The 3,177-nt window shown below is 59.0% G+C and carries 2 protein-coding genes; one reads left to right on the top strand and one right to left on the bottom strand.

Features of this window, described 5'->3' with window-relative positions; genetic code table 11:
- The first annotated feature begins 32 nt into the window (after nucleotides 1-32).
- Nucleotides 33-1,838 (top strand): translation elongation factor 4, encoded by a 1,806-nt coding sequence (gene lepA / locus EOA38_RS31755; protein ID WP_127301083.1) that lies wholly within the window; start codon nucleotides 33-35, stop codon nucleotides 1,836-1,838.
- Nucleotides 1,839-2,192: 354 nt separating this feature from the next.
- On the opposite strand, the gene EOA38_RS31750 is transcribed toward lepA, so the two are convergent.
- Nucleotides 2,193-2,990, bottom strand: coding sequence for a DUF3800 domain-containing protein (locus EOA38_RS31750; RefSeq protein ID WP_127301082.1), 798 nt, complete (start codon nucleotides 2,988-2,990; stop codon nucleotides 2,193-2,195).
- Nucleotides 2,991-3,177 lie beyond the last annotated feature (187 nt).

Genomic DNA, 3,177 nt, shown 5'->3' with positions numbered 1-3,177 from the left:
CCGCTCCCCCCGCCCCTGCTAAAGCGCGCCGCATGACGACGCCGCTCGACCACATCCGCAATTTCTCCATCGTCGCCCATATCGACCATGGCAAATCCACGCTTGCCGACCGGCTGATCCAGCTCACCGGCGCGCTGGAGGAGCGCGACATGAAGGAGCAGGTGCTGGACTCGATGGACATCGAGCGCGAGCGCGGCATCACCATCAAGGCCCAGACGGTTCGGCTCAACTACCGCGCCAGGAACGGCGAGGACTACGTGCTGAACCTCATCGACACCCCCGGCCATGTCGACTTCGCCTATGAGGTGTCGCGCTCGCTCGCCGCCTGCGAGGGCTCGCTGCTGGTGGTCGACGCGTCCCAGGGCGTCGAGGCGCAGACGCTGGCCAATGTCTACCAGGCCATCGACAACAACCACGAGATCGTCGTGGTGCTGAACAAGGTCGACCTGCCGGCGGCCGAGCCCGAGCGCATCCGTGAGCAGGTGGAGGAGGTGATCGGCCTGGACGCCTCCAACGCGGTGCTGATCTCGGCCAAGACCGGGCTCGGCGTGCCGGACGTGCTGGAGGCGATCGTCCACCAGCTTCCGCCGCCGCGCGAGGGCGATATCGCAGCACCCTTGAAAGCCATGCTGGTCGACAGCTGGTACGACGCCTATCTCGGCGTCATCGTTCTGGTGCGCATCATCGACGGCGTGATGAAGAAGGGCCAGACCATCCGCATGATGGGCACCGGCGCGAAATACCTCGTCGAGCGCACCGGCGTCTTCAAGCCGGCCCGCGTCAATGTCGACGAGCTCGGCCCCGGCGAGTTCGGCTTCTTCACCGGCTCGATCAAGGAAGTGGCCGACACCCGCGTCGGCGACACCATCACCGAGGACCGCCGCCCGACGCAAAAGGCGCTTGCTGGCTTCAAGCCGGCGCAGCCGGTGGTGTTCTGCGGCCTGTTCCCGGTCGACGCCGCCGATTTCGAGGACCTGCGCGCCGCCGTCGGCAAGCTGCGCCTCAACGACGCGTCCTTCTCCTTTGAAATGGAAACCTCCGCCGCACTCGGCTTCGGCTTCCGCTGCGGCTTCCTGGGGCTGCTGCATCTGGAGATCATCCAGGAGCGGCTGGAGCGCGAGTTCAACCTCGACCTCATCGCCACCGCGCCGTCGGTCGTCTACCGCATGAACCTCATCGACGGCACGACGAAGGAATTGCACAACCCGGCCGACATGCCCGACGTGGTCAAGATCGCCTCGATCGAGGAGCCGTGGATCCGCGCCACCATCCTGACGCCGGACGACTATCTCGGCGGCATCCTGAAACTCTGCCAGGACAGGCGCGGCATCCAGGCCGATCTCTCCTATGTCGGCAAGCGCGCCATGCTCACCTACGACCTGCCGCTCAACGAGGTCGTCTTCGATTTCTACGATCGGCTGAAGTCGATCTCCAAGGGCTACGCCTCCTTCGACTATCACCTGACCAACTATCGCGAGGGCGACCTGGTGAAGATGTCGATCCTGGTCAATGACGAGCCTGTCGACGCTCTGTCCATGCTGGTGCACCGCTCCGCCGCCGAAAAGCGCGGCCGCGCCATGTGCGAGAAGCTGAAGGAGCTGATCCCGCAGCACCTGTTCAAGATCCCGATCCAGGCGGCCATCGGCGGCCGCATCATCGCCCGCGAGACCGTCTCTGCGCTGCGCAAGGACGTCACCGCCAAATGCTACGGCGGCGACGTGACCCGCAAGCGCAAGCTGCTCGACAAGCAGAAAGAGGGCAAGAAGCGGATGCGCCAGTTCGGCAAGGTGGATATCCCGCAGGAAGCGTTTATTCAGGCGCTGAAGATGGGGGATTGAGATGCTGGGGGGGTCGACCCAGCGAACGGCTCACATTTTGCTCAAACGGTCGAACTTGGGCGCTAGGATGGCTTTGACCACTCACGTTATTGCGAAGGCTGCTGAGTCGCGAAACCTAAAGTTGTATTTTCTACACAGAGCGCCAAAAAGATGAATCTAAACAATGAGTTAATGTGGCATTAACTGCGCGCCACTTAACTGATTGATTCGGCTATATTTTTTTGGGGGAAGATATTGATAAGTGACACGGTTAGTGCGATACTAACCCCTAGGCAGCCATGCGCCGGAACAACCCAAAGCAGTCGTGAGATTGCAGGCGAGAGATCGCAATTATGGGCCGGGGGGCTGCCGCTTTTATTTCCAGATTTCCAGCATTTTCAGTTGCTGCGGATCTAAATTGCACTGGTCGTGGTGCGGGACCATCTTGATTCCATAGCTTAGGTATTTTTTCTTGCGGCTGTAGGTTACAGGCTTGAGTGTCTCCGCGTAACGCGGTTCACAATTTCCGTACCGATCAGGCTCGAAACCTGCTGCCACAGCCGAGGCGATCGCATCAGCTAGTTGGAGGCTTGCGCTCTTGCTGTGGTCAGCGGCCGTCACGGCACCGATATCAATTACGGGCCAATGGATGCGAACCTCGCCCGACTTGTCAGCTTTCAGGCGTTCAAGATATTCGCGAAACTCGTCATATTGCATTCCGCCACGACGAGAAAAGGTAATCGCTACACGACCGTCCCCTTCCGGGGCCAAAGGCCGATGATCACGACAGAGCCAAGACAAGCGCTCTATTAGATAACGTGTCATGTAAAAGTAGAGTTGATTCTTTTCTGTATAGATACCCTTGGGGATAGGCTCTTTGGCCGCGACCACACTCAATGCTCGAAGAGGTTTGCCAGCAATTGTTTGGACCGTAGCGAGTTTCTGGCCGTGATTCAATTTCGCAAAATGCAGGATTCGAGACTGGCGCTCTGGCATCTTAGCGGATATCTCATCGCGCCATTTCACTGCGTCCAAGCTATACGTTTTGCGGAACAAGCAGGCAGAAATAACCAGCCACTTTGACGACCCGCCAGCGTTGCCAACTTCGCGAAACGGATTATCAAGGCCGTCGTCTCCAGACTCGTCGATGTATGCAGCGTAAGTATGTGTCATTTGAGGCGAGAAATATCCACAGTTGGGAAAGAAGGCAGCGCAACCTTTGATTCGAACCACTAAAATAACACAACTTTAGCGATTCCCTGCGTGCAGGGCTTGCTCTCAGAGGTAAGGAGCACGGCATGGCTGGGATAACGCAAGTTTCTGCCATCATTGTCCGTCTATGACGGAAGTCTTCCCACCC

The organism is Mesorhizobium sp. M1E.F.Ca.ET.041.01.1.1, assembly GCF_003997355.1.
GTDB lineage: Bacteria > Pseudomonadota > Alphaproteobacteria > Rhizobiales > Rhizobiaceae > Mesorhizobium.
This window is presented reverse-complemented; position numbering and strand designations above follow the sequence as displayed.

Coding starts and splice junctions, on each gene's coding strand:
- lepA (WP_127301083.1), top strand. CDS start 33: ATGACGACGCCGCTCGACCACATCCGCAATTTCTCCATCGTCGCCCAT.
- EOA38_RS31750 (WP_127301082.1), bottom strand. CDS start 2,990: ATGACACATACTTACGCTGCATACATCGACGAGTCTGGAGACGACGGC.